Source organism: Pseudoxanthomonas mexicana, assembly GCF_046736355.1.
GTDB lineage: Bacteria > Pseudomonadota > Gammaproteobacteria > Xanthomonadales > Xanthomonadaceae > Pseudoxanthomonas_A > Pseudoxanthomonas_A mexicana_B.
Window position 1 is genome coordinate 3150136 of the sequence record NZ_CP157201.1, and the last position, 20680, is coordinate 3170815.

Genomic DNA, 20680 nt, shown 5'->3' on the forward strand with positions numbered 1-20680 from the left:
ATCCACTACACCCACAACACCGAGACCCCTCCCATGAATCTGTTTTCTGTCGTCATCCCCGTGCTCAACGAACGCGACAACATCGCGTCGCTGGTGCGCGAAGTGTCGCAGCACCTGCATGGCCGCGTTGCATTCGACATCGTCTGCGTCGACGACGGTTCGAGCGACGGCACCGCGCAGGTGGTCCTGGCGCTGAAGAACGAGATCCCCGAGTTGCGACTAATCCAGCACGAAGCGTGCTATGGACAGAGCGTCGCCCTGCTGACCGGCGTGCAGAACGCATACGGCTCATGGATCGCGACACTCGACGGCGACGGCCAGAATGATCCCGCCGACATCCCGAAGCTGATCGCTCACCTAGAGAAATCGCCGTCGGACGTGAAGCTGATCGCCGGCTGGCGCGTCACGCGCAACGACGGGCCGGCCAAGCGGATTGCGTCACGGCTGGCCAACCGCATCCGGCGCAGCTTCCTGCACGACGGCACACCGGATACGGGTTGCGGGATCAAGCTGTTCGAGCGGGAAGCCTTCCTTTCGCTGCCCGCATTCAACCACATGCACCGCTACCTGCCCGCGCTCATGCAGCGGGCGGGCTGGCGCACGGTCAGCGTGCCGGTGAACCACCGTCCCCGGGGAGCCGGAAGGTCCAAGTACACCAACTTCGGACGGGCGCTCGTGGGCATCCGGGACCTGCTTGGCGTGTCGTGGCTCGTCGCACGCCATGTGCGCGCGCGCAGCCGCCCCGTCCAGGAGGCCCGGCCATGAACGACCCCATCGATTGGCTCGCCTGGATCGGGATCGTCCTGACACCTTGGAAGCTCATCGGAGTGACCGGCGCGCTGATGTTCGGTGCCCGCTGGGTCGTCCAGTTCCTGGCGAGCCGGCGTGCCGGCAGGCCGGTCATTCCCCGCCTGTTCTGGTACATGAGCCTGGCTGGAAGCCTCATGGCCCTTGCCTACTTCCTGTTTTCAAACAAGCAGGATGCGGTCGGCGTGCTGCAAAACCTGCTGCCGGCCTTCACTGCGGCATACAGTCTCTATCTGGATCTGCGCCCGCGCAGCGGACACGGTTCCGGCCCGGATCACGGTGCTCTGCCGTGACCGGCCATCGACTGTGGAGAACGCAAAAGGGAGGCCGCGGACCGAGCAGGCCGGAGCTTTCAGCGGCGACGCAGGGACTCCTGTACTCCTCGGCTGATCGACGGCTTGCGGGGCTCAGGCCCTCGATCAGCGTGGAAGGCCTCATCGCCATCGCAAGCGTGTTCTTCGTCGCCACCGCAAACGGGGCATTCTGGTCGGGCGTCAGGGAAACGGGCGTGCTGGATCAGCCCGGCAGCTGGCGTCTGCTCGCCAGCGCCGGTCTCGCGATCGCGGGCCTGCATGCGATCCTGCTCGGGCTCGTACTGAACCGCTGGACGGTCAAACCGCTGCTGACGCTGCTTCTGATGGCGACTGCGGCGGCCGCCTACTTTGCGGATCGCTATGGGGTCCATCTCGATCCCAGCATGATCCGGAACGTACTGCGAACCGATACGGCGGAGGCCCTTGAGCTGCTGACGCCGGGCCTGGCGTTGTCCGTGCTCGCCCTGGGCGTTCTGCCCTCGGCGCTCGTCTGGTGGACGCAGATCAGGACGTACGGGTGGAAGCGCAGTCTGGCTCGCCGTCTGGTGTTCCTGCTCGCCGTCATCGCGCTGACCGGACTGGTGCTGGCGACGTGTTTTGACGACCTGTCGTCACTGATGCGGAACCACAAATCCCTGCGCTACCTGATCGCGCCAGGCAACTATCTCGTCTCGATCCCCCGGGTTCTCGGGGAAGACGCGCGCGTGGCGGATGCACCCCGCCGCGTCATCGGGGCCGATGCGCGACTGGTGGGCCACGGACCGTCAACCAAGCCCCACCTGCTGGTGATCGTGGTCGGCGAAACCGTCCGCGCCCAGAACTGGGGACTGAGCGGCTACCGCCGGCAGACGACCCCGCAATTGTCGTCACTGGACGTCATCAATTTCACGGATGTCACGGCCTGCGGATCGAACACCGAGGTCTCGGTTCCGTGCATGTTCTCGGCCACCGGAAGGCGGAACTACGACCAGCAGCTCATCCGTGGATCCGAATCCCTGCTGCATGTACTGGAGCGCGCAGGCATCAGGACGCTCTGGCGCGACAACCAGACCGGGTGCAAGGGCGTATGCGCCGGGTTGGCGTTCGAGTCATACCGTGAACCGCGCGCCGACCCGCTTTGCGACGATCAGGCGTGCCGCGACGCCGTGATGCTGCAGGGACTGCACGATGCCATCGACGACAATCCGGGCGATGTCGTCGTCGTGCTCCATCAACTCGGGAACCACGGCCCCAGCTACTTCAAGCGATATCCGCCGTCGCTGCGACGTTTCGTCCCGGACTGCAGGAGCCCGGACCTCGGAAAATGCAGCCGGGAAGAGATCGTCAACGCCTACGACAACGCCATCCTGGAGACCGATGACTTTCTGGCAAGGACCATCCGGATGCTTGCGCAGGATCGATCGCACGATACCGCGATGATCTATCTCTCGGACCACGGCGAGTCCCTAGGTGAAGGAAACCTTTACCTGCACGGCTTCCCCTACGCGATCGCACCGGAAACCCAGATCAAGGTGCCGATGGTGGTGTGGATTTCTCCGGGAATGCGCGACAACGCTGGCATCGATGTGCGCTGCGTCAAGCGTCAGGCGGGCAATTCGCTCAGCCACGACAACCTGTTTCACTCCGTACTTGGTCTCATGCAAGTCCGGTCTTCAGTCTATGACCCTGACCTAGACGTCTTTTCCGAGTGCATCGACTCGAAGATCGCCCCATGAGGGCTTTGGAAGGAGCACATTCTCGACCGGCCATTCCTTCGATCCCCAGCCCCCCCGGAGAAGGGCTCATAGTTTCTAGCTGAATAGACCCCAAAGATTACCCTTTAGATCAGCACGCCAGCATGCTGGGCGAGTCGGTGCGGCAGGCCGGCCAAGCCTCGGTTTTGCAAGAGTTTTGGGGAGGCCTGAGCAAGGCGCTGGCGGCCCTGTTGGATTTCTATAGGGGGAAGGCAGCTTGTTATTGTGTCCGGGGAGCTTTGACTGGTATGTTTCGCCGATGCATCGAACACTCGTCAAGCTGAGAAGCACCATTGCCGCACTGCTGGTCGCAGTGCTGGTGATCTTGCCTATCGCCGATGCGTTCGCTTGCTCGTTCGAATCGCTCGATACGCATACGGCGATTGCATTGGATGACCATGCGTCATCGCCAAGCGACGATGCCGGCAAGGGGGATGACTCCAGCAACGCCCACGGCGTCTGCGCCCACGGCCATTGCCATCACTCGACAGCAAACGTCCCATCCAGTACGACTGTGGGCTACGACGCCGTGCGCGCCGTTCAGGCTGTATCGCAGGATGATCCTCCCGCATCCGGAATATCCGAAGGACCCCTGAGGCCTCCGCGAGGCTGACGTGTTCAGTGCCCGTTCTGACGGGTTCCCACGTCAACTTTTGCTTCCGGAGTTCCCATGTTTACGCCGCTTGGACGGCCGCTCATCGCGGTCGGACTGGCCGTGGCTGTCTTGGCATTGGCGTCGCCTTCAATGGCGAACGACACTGTCGTCGAGACCGCCCCGTCCTACGATGATTTAGTTGCCCGGCTCGACGCGCTGCCGTCGACGCTCGAAGCCAATGCCGTCTATGACGCAGCTGCCGCCCGTGCGGAGCAGGCCCGCGCCCTTCCCAATCCCTCAATCGCCTACAGCCGAGAGAACGTCTACGGCACCGGCCCCTACAACGGTACCGGCAACGGCGAAACGACGCTGTCGATCAACCAGCCCCTTGAACTGTTTGGCCAACGCTCCGCCCGAATCCAGGCGGCGCGTTCCGAGGCCAACGCAGCGGACCTTCGGCGCGTGCAGACTCGCTGGCAGGTCGCGGGCCAGTTGGCACTGACCTATGCCGAGGCCGAAGCCGCAGCACGACGCTACGACCTCGCTGCTGAGGCCCTATCGCTGACCGAGCAGGACGCGCGCGGGGTCGCGGCCATGGTCGAACAGGGCCGCGAGGCGACCCTGCGCGGTGTCCAGGCACAGAGCGAGGTCGAGGCCGCCAGGGCTGCACTCGATGAAACCAAGGCCCTCCGCGACAGTGCGTTCGCGCGGTTGTCGGCGATCGCCATGCTCGAAAGACCCGTCCAAGCCATCAGTGCAAGCCTGTTGGACCGTACTTCCAACCCGACCGGAGTCGGTGCAGACGATCCTCTCGCCGTCCGGGTTGCACAGGCCGAACTCGATGCCGCGAGCCGACTGGTGACGGTCGAACGGCGTCGCGCGCTTCCGGATGTCAGCGCCGCCGTTGGCAGGACCCGGTTCCGGGAAACCAACGATGAGGCATTTACGGTCGGCCTCGAATTGACCATTCCACTGTTCGATCGCAATCGGGGTGGCATTCGAGCCGCATATGCCGAGCAGCGGGCCGCCGAGGCCCGGCTGATCGCGCAGAAACAGGAGGTACGGGCGGAGCGACTGGCCGCAGAGGCCACGCTAGCCGCCTCGAACAGCCGGACACGCGCCGCCGATAGCGGTGTCGCAGCTGCCGAGGAGGCCTATCGCCTGTCCCGCGTCGGTTTCGAGGCTGGCCGAATCTCGCAACTTGAACTTCGCAGCACGCGCTCGGCGTTGATCGCCTCGCGCAATGCCGCCGTGGACGCGCGGATCGCGCGCGTTCTTGCCGAAATCGACCTGGCGCTCCTGGAAGGCCGCGCCCCGTTCGGAGAATCCCGATGAAAACAAATACTAGGCGGCTGATTTACGTCGCCGCACTCCTGGTCGCCCTCGTCGCAGGCTTCGGCCTTGCGAGGCTCACCAGCAGCCAAGATGCCGGAGCGTCCCATGCTGCCCACTCCGATGATGACGGCCATGGATCGCACGGTGACGATCAGACACAAGAAAGCCATGCAGATCACGGCGCCGAAGGGGGCCATGACGAGAAAGACAGCCATGACGACCATGGCGATGAAGCGACCGAGAGCGAGGAGGGCCTGGTTGCCCTGACCCAGCAGCAGATCGAAGCGTCAGGTATCCAGGTGGTTGCCGTTGGTCGCGGTGGTGGCAGCGAGACACGCCTGAGTGGACGTGTCGAGCCCGCTATTGGCGCACGTGCCGCCGTTGCTGCTTCCATCGGTGGTCGCGTGGAGCGCGTCATCGTCGCACCCGGCACCAGGGTTCGCGTCGGCCAGCCTCTGGCAGTGATTGTCAGCGGCGAAGCCGCAACGATGCGTGCGAATGCGGATGCGGCACGCGCCGAAGCGGAAGCGGCACGGCTGGTGTATCAGCGCGACCAGGCGCTGGTAACTCAGGGCGTGGTCGCAAAACAGGAACTCGAAGCCTCGCGGGCACGCTCGCTATCGGCCGAAGCGGCGGCCCGTGCGGCCGCAGCCCAGGTCGTCGCGGCCGGCTCGCCGAACGCAGGTGGGCGCGTGACCATTACCAGCTCGGTACCAGGCGTGGTCGGCGCGGTCCAGGTGACGCCCGGCGGCTTCGTCGCCGCGGGTGACATCGTGGCCAACGTGGCCGATCCAGCGCAGACAGAACTCGTGTTTTCCGCCCCGCCCGCGCTCGCGGCGCAAGTCGAACCCGGCGCGCGCATCGAAGTCACCGGCACGAACGGCAGCTTCAGTGCCATCGTGATCGGCTCCGCCGCCGATGTCCGCGAGCAGGGTGGCATGGCGATCATCCGTGCGCGCCCGGAATCCGGCCCGCTGCCGCCGGCAGGTACGCCGGTGTCCGGCGTCGTGGTCGCGGCGGCCAAAGACGACACGTTGACCGTGCCTGCCGACGCCGTGCAAACCGTGGAGGGCCGCTCGGTCGTATTCGTGGCCGACAACGGCAAGGGCTTCCGTGCGACCCCGGTGCTCGCCGGTCGCCGCGCGGGCGGGCGCATCGAGATCCTCAACGGGCTGTCGGGCGACGAGCGCGTCGCCGGCACCAACGCATTCCTGCTGAAGGCCGAACTCGCCAAGGGCGAGGCCGAGCACGGCCACTGAGGACCCCGCCATGTTCAAACTCATCATTGAAACGGCGGTGCGCTTCCGCTGGGCGGTGGTCTTCGTCGCCGCGGTCATCGCGGCGTATGGCCTGTTCCAGCTCGGCAAGCTACCGATCGACGCGGTACCGGACATCACCAATCGGCAGGTGCAGATCAATACCATCGCACCCGCACTTGCTCCAGGCCAGATCGAGCGACAGGTCACGTACCCGCTTGAGACGGCGCTGGCCGGCATCCCCGGCCTGACCAGCACGCGTTCGCTCTCGCGCAACGGGTTCTCGCAGGTCACCGCCATCTTCACCGACCAGACCGACATCTACTTCGCACGTCAGCAAGTGGCCGAGCGCATGCGCGAGGTGCAGGAAGACTTGCCCGAGGACGTGGTGCCGATGATGTCGCCGGTCACCACCGGCCTCGGCGAGGTGCTGATGTGGACGGTGGACTTCGTCCCGTTCGACCCGGAGAACGTCGGCAAGCCGAACACGCCCGGATGGCAGGCCGGCGAGGTCTATCTCACGCCGGAGGGCGACCGGCTCGCGACGGCGAAAGAACGCGCCACCTATCTGCGCACGGTGCAGGACTGGATCATCGCGCCGCAGATGCGCACGACGCCGGGCCTGGCGGGCGTTGACATGATCGGCGGCTACGTCAAGGAATACGCCGTCCGCCCGAACACCGAGCGGCTGGCCGCCTACGGTCTTGGCCTGGGCGATCTGGTGCAAGCGCTGGAACGCGCCAACGTCCAGGCCGGCGCAGGCTTCGTCCAGCGTGCCGGCGAAGGCCTGATCGTCCGGGCCGATGCCCTGGCGCAGACGGTCGACGACCTCGCACAGTCGCCGGTCGCCAATCGCGGCGGCGTGGTGATCCGCGTTTCGGACGTGGCCAGTGTCGAGCTGGGACAGGCGCCGCGGCTGGGCGCCGCCACGCGCGACGGCCATGAAGCGGTGCTCGGGACGGCACTGATGATTGCCGGCGGCAACAGCCGCACGGTGGCGCAGGCAGCGGCGGAGCGTCTGGCCGAGGTCAACCGCTCCCTGCCTCCGGGCATCGTCGCCGAACCCGTGCTCGACCGCAGCATGCTGGTCAACTCCACGATCAAGACCGTCGCCAGGAACCTCACCGAGGGCGCGCTGCTCGTCATCGTGGTGCTGTTCCTGCTGCTCGGCAACATCCGCGCCGCGGCGATCACCGCGCTGGTGATCCCGCTGTCGTTCCTGTTCGCGGTGATCGGCATGAACCGCTTCGGGATCAGCGGCAACCTGATGAGCCTGGGCGCGCTGGACTTCGGCATCCTCGTCGATGGTGCGGTGATCGTGATCGAAGCCACGCTGCTGATGCTCGGCCAGAAGCAGGCCGAACTGGGACGGTCGCTCTCCGCCGGGGAGCGTCTGGGCGTCGCGATCCAGGCGGCGCGCAAGATGGTGCGGCCGGCCGCGTTCGGCCAGCTCATCATCCTGCTGGTGTTCGCGCCGATCCTCACGCTGGAAGGCGTCGAGGGTAAGACGTTCCAGCCGATGGCCGCGACCTTCATGCTCGCCCTGGTCGGAGCGTTCATCTTCTCCTTCACTTTCGTGCCGGCGATGGCCGCCCTGTTCGTGCGCGATCCCAAGCCCCGGCCCGGACATGCGCCGTCGCACGAAAAGGAACGCGGGCACCAAGGCGGACAAGACGGCGAACACGAGACCCGCATCATCCGCTTCGTACGCGGCAAGGCCGAGCCGGTCATCCGCGCTGCGGTCGCGCGGCCCCGCGCGGTCCTGCTCGGCGCGGTCGCCATGCTTGCGATCGGCTTCACGGCATTCGTTTCGCTGGGCCGGGAGTTCATGCCGACCCTCGACGAGGGCAACCTGGCGATGCAGGCCCTGCGAGTCCCTTCCGCCTCGCTGGAGCAGTCGCTGGCGATGCAACTGGCCCTGGAGAAGACCCTCGCCAGCGAACCCGAAGTGAAGACGGTCTTCTCCCGTACTGGTACGGCGGAGGCGGCCATCGATCCCATGCCGACCAACATCTCGGACAGCGTGATCGTACTCAAGCCGAAATCCGAGTGGCCAGACAAGTCGTTAAGCAAGGAAGACTTGATCGGCCGACTTGAGGGCATCGTCGGCAACCAGATCGGCAATGCGTTCGAGTTCAGCCAGCCGATCGAACTGCGTTTCAACGAACTGATCTCCGGCGTGCGCACGGACCTGGCTGTGATGGTGTTCGGCGACGACTTCGACGTCCTGCAGCCGATCGCCGACCAGATTTCGCTCAAGCTCCGCAGCATCGACGGCGCGGCGGACGTGCGCGTGGAGCAGGTGTCGGGCCTGCCGACGCTCACCGTGCGGGTCGACCATGCCGCTGCCGCACAGTATGGCTTGACCGCAGCGGACGTCAGCGAGGCATTGGCAACTGGCATTGGTGGCACTGCCGCCGGCAAGATCTTCGAGGGCGACCGCCGGTTCGACGTGGTAGTTCGGCTCGATGAAGACGCTCGGAATGATCCAGCCCGGCTCGCTGCACTGCCCGTGGTAGCTCCCGACGGCACCGTGGTGCCGCTGTCCTCGGTCGCGCGCATCGAGGTCAGCGAAGGACCCAACCAGATCAGCCGCAACAACGGCAGCCGTCGCATCGTGGTGCAGGCCAACGTCCGTGGCCGTGACCTGGGCGGCTTCGTCGGGGAGGCGCAAGCAGCCGTGGCCGATGTGTCTCTGCCCAGCGGCGTCTACCTTGACTGGGGCGGGCAGTTCGAGAACCTGCAGCGTGCCGAGGCGCGGCTGGCGCTGGTGATCCCGGTCGTGTTCCTGATGATCGGCGCACTGTTGTATATGGCACTGGGCACCATCCGTGAGGCGGCGCTGGTCTTCGTCTGCGTCCCGCTGGCGCTGGTCGGAGGCATACTGGCGCTGCTAGTGCGCGGCATGCCCTTCTCGGTGTCCGCGGCGGTGGGCTTCATCGCGGTCTCCGGCGTTGCGACGCTCAACGGCCTGGTGCTGATGCAGGCCATCCGTGAACGCCTAGCCGCGGGGGACGAGCCTCTGGAAGCGGCGGCGACCGGTGCCGCCAACCGCCTGCGGGCGGTGCTGACCACCGCGTTGGTGGCCATCGTCGGCTTCGTCCCAATGGCGATCGCCACCGGCTCCGGCGCCGAGGTGCAGAAACCGCTGGCGACCGTGGTCATCGGTGGGTTGATCACAGCAACGGTATTGACGCTGCTCGTGCTGCCCACCTTCGCTGCTCGCGCGACCGCGAAGCATCGACCCAGGCGGCACGCGACATGATGCTCGATCCAGCCCGGCAGAAAGGCGTCCTGCGGCAGGTTTTGCTGTGGAATCTGGCGTTGTTCGTCGGGCTGGGCGTGGCCGGCTGGATGGCCGACTCCAGCGCCCTGCTCGCCAATGCCGTCGACAACGGATCGGACGCGGCCGTCTATCTGTTGAGCTACCTCGCCATCGACCGCCGTCCCGCGTGGAAACGCGGGGCGGCGGCTGTTTCTGGTGTGATGCTGCTGCTGTTCGCGGTCGCGGTGATGGCGGACGTGGTCAGGCGCTGGCTGTACGGAGCCGAGCCACTGGGCCCGGTGATGATGGGATTGGCGCTGGTTGCGGCCGTAATCAACCTGTGGTGCCTAGTCCTGTTGCGCCGTATGCGGTCCGACGACGTCAACATGAAGGCCGCGGAGACTTTCAGCTTCAACGACTTCATCTCCAACGGCGGCGTGATCGTCGCCGGTGCGCTGGTGCTGTGGCTGGGCTCGCCCTGGCCGGACTTGGTGGCAGGTGCGCTGATCGCCGTAGTCGCATCTCTTGGCGGCGTCGAAATCCTGCGCAACGTGCGTCAAGAGGTCAGGACATGAAGCTGCGACGGCTAGGACTCCAAGCACCCAATACCCCCCATGGACCGCGGCACCTCCGTCTGCGCCAACGGGTTGATCGTCAACGAATTACATCTCCCACGGATTCACGGAGAACACCATGACCGAGAAACTGCGCCTGGATCTTCAGATCCTGCTCCCTCATGTTCCAGACAAGGCGGATGCCTGCGTCGGGCGCCTCATCCGCGAGCTCGAAGGCCGCGACGGCATCGAGCAGGTCCACGTCCGCGACGGCGAGGATGGAACGCCGGCGCAGGTGTGCATCCATTACGACGCCGAGATGCTTCCGCTGGCGCGCATCCGCGAGATCGTCGAGGGGGCTGGCGCTGAGATCAGCGGTCGCTACGGCCACGCCTCCTGGGAGGTGGACGGCATCGTCCACCAGCGCCGGGCGCGGACGGTCGGCGAGCGCCTGCGGGCGCTGCCGGGCGTCCTGGAAGCCGAGGCCAGTGCCGCGGGCCGGGTCGCCATCGAGTTCGACCGTGAGCGAACCTCGGAGCAGGACCTGCGGAAGGCGCTGGCGGAACTCAAGGTGGTGCCGCGTGGGCAACCGGCCAAGGAACAGCATGCCCATGCCGAAGGGGATCACGACCACGATCATGAAGCCGGCGATCACAAAGGGCACGCGCACGGCGGCCTGCTCGGCCCGAACACCGAGCTGATCTTCGCTCTGGTCTGCGGCGGTCTACTGATCACCGGGTACGCTATCGAGAAGCTGGTCGCCGGTGCGCCTGGCTGGCTCCCGCTCGCCTGCTACGTCGCGGCGTACTTCTTCGGCGGCGTCTACACGCTGCGCGAGGCGATCGACAACCTGCGCATGAAGCGGTTCGAGATCGATACGCTGATGCTGGTCGCTGCCGCCGGCGCCGCGGCGCTCGGTTCATGGGCCGAGGGCGCGCTGCTGCTGTTCCTGTTCAGCCTCGGACACGCGCTCGAGCACTACGCGATGGGTCGCGCCAAGCGCGCGATCGAGGCGCTGGCCGAACTGGCGCCCGACACGGCCGTCGTGCGTCGCGGTGGGCAGGTGCAGGAGATCGCGGTCGAGGAACTCGCCGTCGGCGACATCGTGCTGGTCAAGCCCAACGAGCGCATGCCGGCCGACGGCTTCCTCGTGCTCGGCACCTCCAGCGTGAACCAGGCGCCGGTGACCGGCGAAAGCATTCCGGTCGACAAGCGCCCCGTGGACGACCCCGCGACGGCGCGGGCGCGGCCCGACGGCGTCGATGCCGCTTCGCGCGTGTTCGCCGGCACCATCAATGGCAGCGGTGCGATCGAGATAGAGGTCACGCGCAAGTCCAGCGATTCGGCGCTGGCGCGCGTGGTGAAAATGGTCAGCGAGGCCGAGACACGCAAGTCACCGACCCAGCGATTCACCGACCGGTTCGAGCGGATCTTCGTGCCCGCGGTCCTGGTCCTGGCCTTCCTGCTGCTGTTCGCCTGGGTCGTCGTCGACGAGCCCTTCCGCGACAGCTTCTACCGCGCGATGGCCGTGCTCGTGGCGGCCAGTCCGTGCGCGCTGGCCATCGCCACACCCAGCGCCGTGCTCTCGGGCATCGCCCGCGCGGCACGCGGTGGCGTGCTGATCAAAGGAGGCGCACCGCTGGAGGAACTAGGCTCGCTCAACGCGATGGCCTTCGACAAGACCGGCACCCTGACCGAAGGCCGGCCTCGCATCACCGACGTTGTCACGGTGGAGGGTGTCACGGAGGAGGAACTGCTTACCGTCGCGGTCGCGGTCGAGTCGCTCAGCGATCATCCGCTGGCCGCCGCCATCGCCCGGGATGGTCGGGAACGGCTCGGCGGGCGCGAGATCCCGGCCGCCGGCGGCCTGGAAAATCTCATCGGTCGCGGTGTCACGGCCACGCTCGGCGGCGAGACGGTATGGATCGGCAAGGCCGAGATGTTCGGCACCGACGGCGTGGCGCCGCTGGGCGAGTCCGCGACGGCCGCCATCGCGCAGCTGCGCGAGGCCGGCCGCACCTCGATGGTGGTCAGACAAGGCACGCGCGACCTAGGCGCCATCGGCCTGCTCGACACCGCGCGCGAAGGTGCGCCGGAGGCGCTCAAGGAACTGCGCGCGCTCGGCATCACGCGCATGATCATGATCTCCGGCGACCATCAGCGCGTCGCCGAGGCGATCGCCTCGGAAGTGGGCCTCGACGAAGCCTGGGGCGACCTGATGCCCGAGGACAAGGTCGAGGCCATCCGCAAGCTGCGCGAGCAGGACAAGGTCGCGATGGTCGGCGATGGCGTCAACGACGCGCCGGCGATGGCCAATGCCACGGTTGGCATCTCGATGGGCGCGGCCGGTTCCGACGTTGCGCTGGAAACCGCCGACGTCGCGCTGATGGCCGACGACCTGCGCCACCTACCATTCGCGGTGGGCCTAAGCCGGCATACCCGCGGCGTGATCCGGCAGAACGTCTACGTCAGCCTCGGCATCGTCGCATTCCTGGTGCCTGCCACGATCTTCGGCCTGGGCATCGGCCCGGCCGTCGCCATCCATGAGGGGTCCACGCTACTGGTGGTGTTCAATGCGCTCAGGTTGCTCGCATATCGCGACCCACGCACGACATAGCCAAACATCGACTGCACTTTGATCGTACTGCTGCGGTGGCCTTCTACGCGGCGGCGCTTCAATCCATCCCGGATATCGGCATCCTGGCCAACTCGTCGCGACTGATCCACAACCGGGGCACTACCCATGAATGATGCAGCGGTTCAGGCAATGAAAGCTCAACCATGCATAGGAAGGTTTCGAGGTTGACTCGGAGTATGGCCTATGGAACTGCGACACCTTCGCTGTTTTGTCGTTCTAGGTGAGGAGCTGAACTTCACGCACGCAGCCGAGCGTTTGCACATCGAGCAATCTCCTTTGTCGAGGACAATCAAGGAGCTGGAAGAAGATCTAGGCGTGGTGCTCTTTGATCGCAATCGAATGGGCACCCGTCTGACCGCAGCAGGTTCCGTCTACCTCGACGAAGTTCGTCGGGTGTTGGCGCTCCTAGAACAGGCTGGCGAGAACGTCAGGGCGATCGCGACCGGATATCGCGGGAGCTTGCGCATCGCCATCTCAGATGGCGCCATCGACCCCCGCCTGTCCGAGATCTTGGCGCGCTTTCGGGAAGATGCGCCAGAGATCGAGATACGTATCTGCGAAGTACCTCTGCAGGAACAGTTGCGGGGGCTTCGCGCGGGGGACTTCAGGGCAGGCTTTGCGCATACCGCCAACGTCGGGGACGGCATCTGCGCCGAGCCCGTCTGGCGCGACACGCTGCTCGCGGCGATCCCGACGCACCACCCACTGCTGGCGTACAAGGAGATACCCCTCGAGGAACTGGCCCGATATCCGCTGGTCATGTGTGATCCGCAGACCTACGAGGGATGTTCTCGCGAACTGACGCTGCTGCTTCGCACGCTGGAGCAGGATCTGAAAGTCGTCGAGCATGTACGCTCGTCGGACATGATGCTCACGCTGGTATCTGCAGGTTACGGCGTCGGGTTTACAAGCACCACCCGCATGGCGCTCTGCAAACATCCAGACATCGTGGTCCGACCGCTAGCCAGCGAATCAGCCGTGCTCACAACCTATCTGCTGCACCTGGCGGGTAACGAGCCGTGCGTCGCATTACAGCAGTTCCTCACGTACCTGCACGCCCATCCGGACAGTTAAACCGGGTTGACACTTGGGCTTAGGTTTTTCTGCCCGATTGCAGGTTAGCTACTGTCGTCGACATCAAATCAGCCGCACTCATGCGCAGCGCGTTTGAGATTTTGAGGATCAACGCCAAGGTTGGCATATGTTCGCCCCTCTCAATCTTGCCGATGTGCGAACGATCGATTTCCGCCACCGCTGCAAGTTCTTCCTGGGCGATCCCTCGCTCCAGGCGTGCAGCGCGAACAGCCTGTCCGAACGCCAACGCGGGCTCAGGCTCGTAGGTGGTCGTGCCGACCGGGCGGCCTCGCTGGACGGAGCGCTTCTGCATCGGCAAAAGCGTCGTTCAGCGCGCTAAGTTAAACCACGGTAAATTTAACTCATTTTATGATGGCGGTTGCGACAATCGCTTCAAGCCATGACCTAACGGGCCTTCATGCAAGCCTTTTGTCGAGCTTCTGCGCTTAAGCTCTGCGTCACATCCTGCGTGCCGTCGTCGCCACGCTTGGCATCATTGCTTGCCCTGCAGCGGGCTGAGGAGCCGGAAACATCCGTCGTTGTGCACGAGGCATCCGAGGCCAGTCTTTTCGAGGGATTGGCGGATGGCCGCTACGACATCGGGATAGTCATGGCAGACACGCCGGCGCCGCACCTGCGGGCCGACCTGCTTTGGCAGGATGAACTGGCCGTCGCCCTACCAGAGCGATCACCCCTGCTCAGCTATCCGGCGGTTCCAGTGGACAAGCTCCGACCGTACACCTTGTTCGAGTGCTGCCCACGCGCCTGCGAAGCGTTGTTCGGCCCGCAGCCAGCTATTCCCTATCGGTCGACCTCGTTTGCGCTGATGGCCGTACAGGTGGCGGCTGGTTATGGGGTCGGCATCGCTCCGCGACCGCTCCTCGAACGGTCGCGGAACTGGGGTGTCGTCATGCGTTCGCTGGCGGACAGCACATACCGGGTCGGAACCCATCTGATCCGGCCCGAGCGCGCCGACTCTCCAGCGATCGACCGCTTCTTCAAACGAGGGCAGACGGTCGCGTAGACCGATAGCCCTCGCGGTGCGGAACAGGGCCATCGAACACCTGCATGGCGAGCGTGCGGCAAACCGCCTTGACCGCTGCCCCGAGATTCTCGGCGGTGACCGCTTCGACGGCGGACTCGCCGCCGAACTCGGCGCACGGTTGCATGAGCGCGTGATAGATCTCCCACGGGTCCACGCCGCGCGCCGTCTGCTTCAGGACGGTCTGGACCAGGCGACGCTTGAGCGGGTCGAGCTGCCAGTCCGGCACGCGCTGCCCGCGATTGCCCAGGCTGATCGACAACAGGTTCCCGGCCGTGACCTCGTAGGTGATCCAGCGACGCGACTTGCCGGCGAGCTTGGCGTAGTCGGCAACGGAGAGGTTGTGGGGCGATTCCAGGATGTCGAGCAGGATCATGCGCTCGCGCTGGACATTGGAGATGGCCGGCTCCGTCTTGGGCACCCGCACCGCGGACAGGCGCCGTACGGAGATGGGCTGCACCTGGACGGGCTGCGGCGCAGCGGCAACGGCAGCGGGTGTGGACAGCACCAGCTTCTGCATTCCCGCGGTCGCCGGCGGAGCCGGCAGGCTCATGCCAGCCTCCAGGACGGGCAAGCCTTCCAGTTGAATGTTCAGAGGGCTGCAGGCCGCCTCGACCTCGCCCTGTTCGAGCAGGTCCAGTCGATCGGCCCAGTCCTGCATCATGTGCCGGCGCTGGTCGACGTACTCGGCATGGTTGTAGGTTCGACGGACCGGGTTCGGGTCGACGTGGGAAAGCTGCGCGTCGATCCACTTGTCCGGATAGCCCAGCTCGTTGAGCGCCGTCGAGATCGTGGCGCGGATGCCATGGCCCGTGAGCCGACCTGCGTATCCCAGGCGCTTGATCGCGCCGTTGAGCGTGTTCTCGCTGATGCGCTGCTTCAGGCTCTTGGCGCCCGGGAAGAGGTACTTCTGCGACTTCTTGAACCGGTCGAGCATGTGCCGGACGATCTCGACCGCCTGCACCGACAGCGGCACGATGTAGGGCGGGATATCCTCCGTGCGCAGGTTCTCCTTCTGCATCTTCAGTTCGAGCTGCTTGACCACGTCCGGCGGGATGATCCACAGAGCGTCATCGAGGTGGAACTGATCCGGGGTCGCCAGCCGCAGCTCGCCCGTGCGCACACCCGTCAGAAACAGCATGCGGACGCCGACCTGGGTCTGCAGCCGGCCGGGGTACTTGCGCAGCAGCTGCAGGAACTCGGGTGCCTCGGGCATGCGCAGGAACGGGTTGTGGCGCACGGGCGGCGCCGGCATGGCGACCACATCCAGGTCGGAGGCCGGATTGCGTTCCAGCCCGGGTACGATCACCAGCGCGTACCGGAAGAGCTGGTTGAGCCAGGTCCGGACCTTCTCGGCGATCGACGGGGCACCGCGCTTCTCGATCCGCCCGACGATTTCGAGTAGGTCAGCGCGGTTGATCTCGTAGATCGAGCGCTTGCGCAGCGATGGGAGGACGTCGTTGCTGAAGATGCGTGGAAGCGTCCCGAGCGTGACGTTGCGCCCGGTCTTCTTCAGACGGCTCTGCTGGCGGAACGCGAACCACTTGTCGTAGACGGCCTGGAACGTGTACTGCTCGGCATCGGTCGCCAAGCGCCGATCCTTCGTGCGCTGACGCTGCGGGTTGATGCCCTTGGCGACCAAGGCGCGCGCCTTGTCCCGTTCGATGCGCGCCTCGCGCAGGCCGATCTCGGGGTAGTGCCCCAAGGACATTCGCTTCTGCCGACCCAGCCAGTAATAGCGGAAGTACCAAGCCTTGGTGCCGACCGCGGAGACGGACAGCGTGAGGCCGTCGAAGTCAGGGAGGGTGTAGTCCTTTCCGGTCGCCTTGGCGTGCCGGACGACTGCATCGGTGAGTGCCATGTCTGCTCCTGAACAGAGTCAGGAGTCAGATCCTCTTCGCATGGCCCGCTCCGCCCCAGCAACAAACCGGACCTCAACCAACCCGCTTACTTGGACTTAAGCTTGGACTTAAAAGTCGTGGCTTCGGGTGGCTTTCGGTGGCTCTCACTGGACGCCTGCCTAGCAAAAAGTCCTTTGGCTGACAGGGGTTTATGGAACTCCTTGGATTTCCATGGAACCTAAACTGGAGCGGGTGAAGGGAATCGAACCCTCGTCAGTAGCTTGGGAAGCTACAGCTCTACCATTGAGCTACACCCGCGCGGCATGGTGAAGTCTATGCCGGGCCGCGGCGGATGCGCAACGCACCGGCCGCGGCGGCCGGTGCGCGCGGGGTTTTCAGAAGCTGCCGCTGAGGGTCAGGAACGCGCCGGCGTTGGTGCCCCCCTTCTGGCCGACCGTGGTGCTGAGGCCGAGGTCGGCGTGCAGGCCGAACAGCGAGGTGCGCGCGCCCAGCACCGCGGTGCCGTAGCTGCGATCGAATTCCACGCCGGGCACCGCGTACGGCGCCACGCCGGGCATCGTCTGCAACTGCGCGAACGCCTGCTCCGGCAGCTTCTCCAGTTCGCGATCCAGGGTCAGCCGCGCGTACGGGCGCAGGTGGTCGTGGATGCTGTAGTCGAACTGCCAGCCGACGCTGGCCAGCAGCGAATCGAATTCCTGGTCGCCGTGCACCAGCGCGGTCGCGGACGGGTTGCTCTCGGTGTAGCCGTCGATCTCGATGCGCTGGGCCAGCACGCTCGCCACCGGGCCGTGGCGCAGCGCGCCGTCGCCGAACTGGAAGCCGCCGGCCACGCCGACGCCGATGTTGCTGCCGTCCGGCGAACCGCTGTGGCGGCGCGTGACCGGGCCGATCTGCACTTCGCGATCGATGTCGTAGGACAACTGGCTGTAGCTGGCCTGCACGTTGAACCAGGCATGCTCGCCATACCAGCCGGCGAAGCCGCCGAGCGTGGCGTCGCTCTGGTCGAAGCTGCCGCCGCGGCGACCATAGTCCTGCGCATTGCGGCCATAGCCGCCGAACACGCCATAGACCATCGAACCGCGCGACCAGTCCACGCCGAAGGTGCCGGCCGGCGCGGCGCCGTCGAAGTTGTCGCCGTGGTCGTAGCGCAGGAAATCACCACGCAGGTCGCCCCACCAGCGCACGCCGTCGGCCTGCGGGCGGCCCTCGACGTGGTGGGCCACGCGCTCGGCGCGGCCGCGGCCGATCGCGCTGGCCACGTGCGGCAGCACCGCGATCTGGCGCGGCCCCTCCAGCACCGAGGTGGCGTACTGGGCAAGCATGCGGTGCGCGCCGGTGGTCGGGTGCACGCCGTCGGCAAACAGGTAGCTCTCCGCCGCGCCGGCGGGATAGTTGGCCGGGCTGCACAGCACCGAGCTGGTCGCTCCGCAGGCCATGCCGGTGACGTTGGTCAGGCCGTAGGCGGCCGGCGAGGCGGTGATCTCGCGCAGGAAGCTGAAGGTGTCCAGCGGAATCACCCGCAGGCCGGCCGAGGCCAGCCCGCCGTACAGCGCGTTGTTGTAGGTGGTCGCCAGCTGCGTGCCGGCGGCGGCCGCGGCCGGGCCCATCGCCAGCGACTGCGGGGTCTGGCCCAGGTCCGGGATGTTGGGCACCAGGATGTAGCGCGCGCCGCCCTGGGTCAGCGCGCCGACGATGCCGACCTGCGAGGTGACCGCCGATGCGATGGTGGCCTGCGCCGGCGCGCCGGCGACCACCGCGAACAGATCGTTGGCGCCGCCCCAGACGGTGTACAGCGCGTTGGGATCGGCGCGGCCGCCGTTGGCCGCCAGGTAGCTGGACAGCTGCGTGGTCATCGACGGGATCGGCCCGAGCGCGCCGCTGCCGCCGGTGCCGGTGCGCGCGCCGCCGACCGCGTAGTTGCTGCCGCCCTGGTTGGCGCTGTTGGCCGAGGTGCCGTAGTAGTCGGCCAGGAACTCGGACCAGACCAGGCCCGGGTTGGTGGTGAAGCGTCCCAGGATGGCCGCGGAAGGACCGCCGCTCTGCACCAGCGCCGGACGGAAATGGCCCGAGTCGGTCAGGCTGTCGCCGAAGAACACGGTCTTGGAATACGGCTGGCCCTGCGCGAAGGCGGGCAGCGCCGCCAGCGCCAGCGAGGCGGCCAGCAGCGAACGGACGGGCATCGGGAACGGCTTCATGGAAACTCCACGGCTGAAGGGAACTGCAGGGATGTCGCGCGGGCCGTACGCCAGCGGATGGCCCGCATCGTTCCACCAAGCCCGCCGCGCTTCACGCTGCATTGCGGCATCCGGGCCTGACAGCGCCGCCGGCAGCGGCGACAATGGCGGGCATGGACATCCAGCTCAACGGCCAGCCGCATTCGCTGCCGACGCCCTGCACCCTCGCCACCCTGCTCATGCACGAGGGCCTGGCCGGCCGCCGCGTGGCGGTCGAGGTCAACGGCGAGATCGTCCCGCGCGGACAGCACCCGACCCATGCGCTGCGCGATGGCGATCGCGTCGAGATCGTGCACGCGCTGGGCGGTGGCTGAAGCGCGGCACCGACCCTTCCCGCCGCGGATGCCGCTTGCCGGCGGGTTTGGGCGATAATCGCCGCATGTCGCACGCCACCCCCACCGACCCGCTGGTGATAGCGGGAAAAACCTACCGTTCCCGCCTGCTTACCGGCACCGGTAAGTTCAAGGACTTCGAGGAGACGCGGCTGGCCACCGAGGCCGCCGGCGCCGAGATCGTCACCGTCGCCATCCGCCGCACCAACCTGGGCCAGTCGCCCAACGAGCCCAACCTGCTCGACGTGCTGCCGCCGGACAGGTACACCCTCCTGCCCAACACCGCCGGCTGCTACACCGCCGCCGACGCGGTGCGCACCTGCCGGCTGGCGCGCGAACTGCTCGACGGCCACACCCTGGTCAAGCTGGAGGTGCTGGGCGATCCGAAGACCCTGTACCCGGACGTGGTGCAGACCCTGGCCGCCGCCGAGCAACTGGTCGCCGACGGCTTCCAGGTGATGGTCTACACCAGCGACGACCCGATCCTGGCGCGCCGGCTGGAGGAGATCGGCTGCGTGGCGGTGATGCCGCTGGCCGCGCCGATCGGCTCGGGCCTGGGCGTGCAGAACAAGTACAACCTGCTGGAAATCGTCGAGAACGCCAAGGTGCCGGTGCTGGTCGACGCCGGCGTCGGCACCGCCTCGGACGCGGCCATCGCGATGGAACTGGGCTGCGACGGCGTGCTGATGAACACCGCCATCGCCGGCGCGAAGAATCCCGTCCTGATGGCCAGCGCGATGCGCAAGGCGGTCGAGGCCGGCCGCGAGGCGTTCCTGGCCGGGCGCATCCCGCGCCGGCGCAACGCCTCGGCGTCCAGCCCGATCGACGGCCTCATCGGCTGATGACCGACCCGTTCACCAGCCCCGGCGCCAAGGCGCCGCCCAAGCCCTTCGCCCCGACCGGGGGCCGGCGCGAGGTGCGCAGCTTCGTGCTGCGCCAGGGCCGCTTCACCGAGGCGCAGCAGCGCGCGTTCGATACGCTATGGCCGCGCTTCGGCCTCGACTACACCGGCCGGTTGCGTGATTTCGATACGGCGTTCGGGCGCCGCGCGCCGCGCGTGCTGGAAATCGGCTTCGGCAACGGCGAGGCACTGCGCTTCGCCGCCGCGCAGGATCCGGCGCGCGACTACATCGGCATCGAGGTGCACGCCCCCGGCGTGGGCCGCCTGCTCAACGCGCTGGCCGAGGACGGCGCCGATCACGTGCGCCTCTACCACCACGACGCGGTCGAGGTGCTGCGCAACGAGATCGCCGACGGCGCGCTCGACGAGGTGCGCATCTACTTCCCCGACCCCTGGCACAAGAAGCGCCACAACAAGCGCCGGCTGATCCAGCCCGCGTTCGCCGCGTTGCTGGCGGAGAAGCTGCGCCCCGGCGGGCGCTTGCACGCGGCCACCGACTGGCAGGACTATGCCGAGCAGATGTGGGACGTGCTCGACGCCACCCCCGGCCTGCGCAACCGCGCCGGCCCGCGCGGGCACGTGCCGCGCCCGCCCTGGCGGCCGCAGACGCATTTCGAGACGCGCGGCCGGAAGCTGGGGCATGGGGTGTGGGATCTGCTCTACGACAAGCCGGGAATGGGGAATCGGGAATAGGGAATGGACAGGCCATGATCCTGCCGCCTCCTTCCATCCATACGG

General features: G+C 66.6%; 17 protein-coding genes and 1 tRNA gene. 14 read left to right on the plus strand and 4 right to left on the minus strand.

From position 1 onward, the window contains the following. The first annotated feature begins 33 nt into the window (after positions 1–33). From AAG688_RS14585 to AAG688_RS14630, 10 genes are all read left to right on the plus strand, one after another. A complete protein-coding gene (locus AAG688_RS14585; protein WP_286586765.1) occupies positions 34–765 on the plus strand; it encodes a glycosyltransferase family 2 protein in 732 nt (243 codons plus the stop codon). Next, positions 762–1100, plus strand: a complete 339-nt coding sequence (locus AAG688_RS14590; RefSeq protein WP_286586766.1) for a lipid-A-disaccharide synthase N-terminal domain-containing protein — start codon at positions 762–764, stop codon at positions 1098–1100. The genes AAG688_RS14585 and AAG688_RS14590 overlap by 4 nt, the downstream gene beginning before the upstream one ends. A gap of 131 nt (positions 1101–1231) precedes the next feature. Continuing rightward, on the plus strand, positions 1232–2836 hold the full coding sequence (locus AAG688_RS14595) for a phosphoethanolamine transferase (protein ID WP_411832923.1): 1605 nt from the start codon (positions 1232–1234) through the stop codon (positions 2834–2836). 277 nt (positions 2837–3113) lie between these two features. Beyond that, on the plus strand, positions 3114–3467 hold the full coding sequence (locus tag AAG688_RS14600) for a hypothetical protein (protein ID WP_347942777.1): 354 nt from the start codon (positions 3114–3116) through the stop codon (positions 3465–3467). A 57-nt stretch (positions 3468–3524) separates the two neighbouring features. Then, positions 3525–4784 (plus strand): TolC family protein, encoded by a 1260-nt coding sequence (locus AAG688_RS14605; RefSeq protein WP_286586770.1) that lies wholly within the window; start codon positions 3525–3527, stop codon positions 4782–4784. Then, on the plus strand, positions 4781–6043 hold the full coding sequence (locus AAG688_RS14610; protein ID WP_286586771.1) for an efflux RND transporter periplasmic adaptor subunit: 1263 nt from the start codon (positions 4781–4783) through the stop codon (positions 6041–6043). Before AAG688_RS14605 ends, AAG688_RS14610 begins: the two co-directional genes overlap by 4 nt. A gap of 10 nt (positions 6044–6053) precedes the next feature. Then, positions 6054–9305, plus strand: coding sequence for an efflux RND transporter permease subunit (locus AAG688_RS14615; RefSeq protein ID WP_411832924.1), 3252 nt, complete (start codon positions 6054–6056; stop codon positions 9303–9305). Further along, positions 9302–9880: a cation transporter gene (locus AAG688_RS14620; RefSeq protein WP_286586775.1), complete on the plus strand. Its 579-nt coding sequence runs from the start codon at positions 9302–9304 to the stop codon at positions 9878–9880. Before AAG688_RS14615 ends, AAG688_RS14620 begins: the two co-directional genes overlap by 4 nt. A gap of 118 nt (positions 9881–9998) precedes the next feature. Next, positions 9999–12476 (plus strand): heavy metal translocating P-type ATPase, encoded by a 2478-nt coding sequence (locus AAG688_RS14625; protein WP_411832925.1) that lies wholly within the window; start codon positions 9999–10001, stop codon positions 12474–12476. A 204-nt stretch (positions 12477–12680) separates the two neighbouring features. Beyond that, positions 12681–13571: a LysR family transcriptional regulator gene (locus AAG688_RS14630; RefSeq protein WP_411832926.1), complete on the plus strand. Its 891-nt coding sequence runs from the start codon at positions 12681–12683 to the stop codon at positions 13569–13571. Positions 13572–13590: 19 nt separating this feature from the next. Here the strand turns inward: AAG688_RS14630 and AAG688_RS14635 are convergent, their stop codons facing one another. Further along, positions 13591–13884, minus strand: a complete 294-nt coding sequence (locus AAG688_RS14635; protein ID WP_081770063.1) for a helix-turn-helix domain-containing protein — start codon at positions 13882–13884, stop codon at positions 13591–13593. A 183-nt stretch (positions 13885–14067) separates the two neighbouring features. Here AAG688_RS14635 and AAG688_RS14640 point away from each other — a divergent pair, with 183 nt between their 5' ends. Beyond that, the gene (locus tag AAG688_RS14640; RefSeq protein ID WP_236621744.1) at positions 14068–14595 is read left to right on the plus strand and encodes a LysR family substrate-binding domain-containing protein; all 528 of its coding nucleotides are present in this window, start codon (positions 14068–14070) and stop codon (positions 14593–14595) included. Here AAG688_RS14640 and AAG688_RS14645 read toward each other — a convergent pair. From AAG688_RS14645 to AAG688_RS14655, 3 genes are all read right to left on the minus strand, one after another. Further along, positions 14570–16474: a tyrosine-type recombinase/integrase gene (locus tag AAG688_RS14645; RefSeq protein ID WP_024889481.1), complete on the minus strand. Its 1905-nt coding sequence runs from the start codon at positions 16472–16474 to the stop codon at positions 14570–14572. The genes AAG688_RS14640 and AAG688_RS14645 overlap by 26 nt on opposite strands. Before the next feature lie 224 nt (positions 16475–16698). Further along, positions 16699–16772: transfer RNA gene (locus AAG688_RS14650), tRNA-Gly, on the minus strand. A 77-nt stretch (positions 16773–16849) separates the two neighbouring features. Further along, the gene (locus AAG688_RS14655; protein WP_411832927.1) at positions 16850–18670 is read right to left on the minus strand and encodes an autotransporter domain-containing protein; all 1821 of its coding nucleotides are present in this window, start codon (positions 18668–18670) and stop codon (positions 16850–16852) included. A 152-nt stretch (positions 18671–18822) separates the two neighbouring features. On the opposite strand from AAG688_RS14655, the gene thiS reads away from it, so the two are divergent. The 3 genes from thiS to trmB all read left to right on the plus strand — a co-directional run bounded on the left by thiS (position 18823) and on the right by trmB (position 20635). Then, the gene (thiS, locus tag AAG688_RS14660) at positions 18823–19023 is read left to right on the plus strand and encodes a sulfur carrier protein ThiS (protein WP_411832928.1); all 201 of its coding nucleotides are present in this window, start codon (positions 18823–18825) and stop codon (positions 19021–19023) included. A 65-nt stretch (positions 19024–19088) separates the two neighbouring features. Further along, positions 19089–19883 carry a thiazole synthase gene (locus AAG688_RS14665; protein WP_411832929.1) on the plus strand — a complete coding sequence of 265 codons (795 nt, stop codon included), beginning with the start codon at positions 19089–19091 and terminating at the stop codon, positions 19881–19883. Beyond that, complete coding sequence (trmB, locus tag AAG688_RS14670) at positions 19883–20635, plus strand: tRNA (guanosine(46)-N7)-methyltransferase TrmB (RefSeq protein ID WP_411832930.1); 753 nt, start codon at positions 19883–19885, stop codon at positions 20633–20635. Before AAG688_RS14665 ends, trmB begins: the two co-directional genes overlap by 1 nt. Positions 20636–20680: the final 45 nt, after the last annotated feature.